This is a genomic window from Sphingomonas aquatilis (assembly GCF_014196115.1).
GTDB classification, from domain to species: Bacteria; Pseudomonadota; Alphaproteobacteria; order Sphingomonadales; family Sphingomonadaceae; genus Sphingomonas; species Sphingomonas aquatilis.
On the sequence record NZ_JACIDB010000030.1, the window covers coordinates 1 to 1,962 of the forward strand.

The 1,962-nt window shown below is 64.6% G+C and carries 1 protein-coding gene and 1 pseudogene; one reads left to right on the forward strand and one right to left on the reverse strand.

All coding sequences use genetic code 11. The features are described 5' to 3' along the window. Window positions 1-91: 91 nt before the first annotated feature. A pseudogene (locus GGR47_RS18970) lies at window positions 92-301 on the reverse strand (transposase); the annotation flags it as partial. Between the two features lie 287 nt (window positions 302-588). Here GGR47_RS18970 and GGR47_RS18975 point away from each other — a divergent pair. Beyond that, window positions 589-1,839 (forward strand): NRAMP family divalent metal transporter, encoded by a 1,251-nt coding sequence (locus tag GGR47_RS18975; protein ID WP_147037467.1) that lies wholly within the window; start codon window positions 589-591, stop codon window positions 1,837-1,839. The last annotated feature ends 123 nt before the right edge of the window (window positions 1,840-1,962 follow it).

The window sequence follows — 1,962 nt, forward strand, 5'->3', positions numbered from 1 at the left end:
CCGCTCTCGCCGCCTGACACACCGCCAAGCGAACAGCCTAGACCACCGGGATGAGGGGTCCCTTTTCGACGCCGATCACCCCGCTACCGGGGTCCCTTTTCCACGCCGATCCACAGCTCTGGGCAATGCCTTCCTTGCGGCATAGCTCGGCGATGCTGTCTTCCCCGCGCAGGCCATCCAGCACGATGCGGATCTTGTCCTCGGCCGAAAAGTGGCGCCGGGTCTGTCGGCGGATGTCCTTCACTATCCGCTCTGCTGGGGCCTTGGCGGGCGATTTTACATCGCAGGATCTGGGCTTCATCTTCGTTCCTTCGTCACTACGACGAAGCCCAGATCCTCCTTAAATCACAACCTCAAATCTGTGCCATTGGTGCTGACGGCGGACAGTCGTCTCCAATCGAAACCGCAACCGTCCGGAGCGCGCTTCGTTCCGCGCGCGCGGCCGACAACCTCGACGGCGCTGATCGAGATCAGCGCGTTTGCCGCCGGTCGCAAATAGCCTATGTTCGTGGGTGCGCCGCCAGCGTGGCGACACGGCCGGTGCCTAGGACCAATCCAGCCACAGCCGATCAGGACGGGGAGGACGAGGTGGGTATTCTCGACAAGGTCAGGAGGCTGGGGCCCGGGCTCGTGACGGGCGCAGCCGACGACGACCCCAGCGGCATCGCCACCTATTCGCAGGCCGGCGCCCAGTTCGGCACCGGTCTCATGTGGACCATGACCCTGTGCTATCCCCTCATGGTCGCCGTCCAGCTTGCAAGCGCCTGGGTCGGACGGGTCACTGGACATGGCCTCGGCAACAGCCTCCGTAAGGTCATGCCGCGCTGGCTCGTCATCGCCCTGATCGGACTGCTGTTCGTCGCCAACACGATCAACGTCGGCGCCGATCTGGCCGCAATGGGCGAGGCCTCGGCGCTCGTGATCGGAGACGGACCACACGCCTTCACCGTGTTCTTCGCCGTCCTCTCGCTGCTTCTTCAGCTCTTCGTGCCCTACCACCGCTACGTGAACGTCCTGAAATGGCTGACGCTCGTGCTGTTCGCCTACATCGCGCTGATCTTCATAGTGAAGGTCGACTGGCAGGCGGCGGCGGCCGGCCTGACCATCCCGTCGATCGCAGGAGCCGGCGCCGTGACCACGGTCGTGGCGATCTTCGGGACGACGATCAGCCCCTACCTCTTCTTCTGGCAGGCCGCGCAGGAGGTCGAGGATCTCGACCAGATCGAGGAGCGGAAGCCTCTCAGGGAGAAACGCTCCCAAGCTCCCGACGCGCTGAGCCGGATCCGATGGGACACGTTCGCCGGCATGGCGGTGTCCAACATCGTCGCGCTGGCGATCATGCTCGGCACGGCGACGACCCTCCACGCGGCCGGCAAGACCGACATCCAGAGCGCGGCCGATGCAGCACAGGCGTTGAAACCGGTGGCGGGAAGCCTCGCCTCCGTGATCTTCAGCCTCGGCATCATCGGCACCGGGCTGCTGGCGGTGCCGGTTCTTGCGGGATCCTCCGCCTACGGGGTGTGCGAGATCGGTGGATGGACGGCGAGCCTCGAACACGAGCCGATGAGGGCTAAGGCCTTCTACGCCGTCATCACGCTCGGCATGGTTCTGGGGCTCGCCATCGACTGGTCTCCGATCAGCCCGATGAAGGCGCTGTTCTGGAGCGCCGTCATCAACGGCATCGCGGCAGTGCCGGTGCTGATCGGACTGATGATCGTGGTGTCGAAGCGCAGCATCATGGGCGAGTTCGTCGCATCGGCCCCGCTCAAGATCTTCGGATGGCTCGCGACGGCGGTGATGGGCGCGGCCGCAATCGCGATGTTCGCCGTCCCGAGCTAGACGGGGGCGTCACATAAAAAGGGCACAGATATACGCTCTCATGACTGCCATCCGAGACGCTGGCCGAGTTTACCTTGTCGCTGGCCGCAAGACCAGCGTTCGCATTGACCTTGGCGGGTGTGC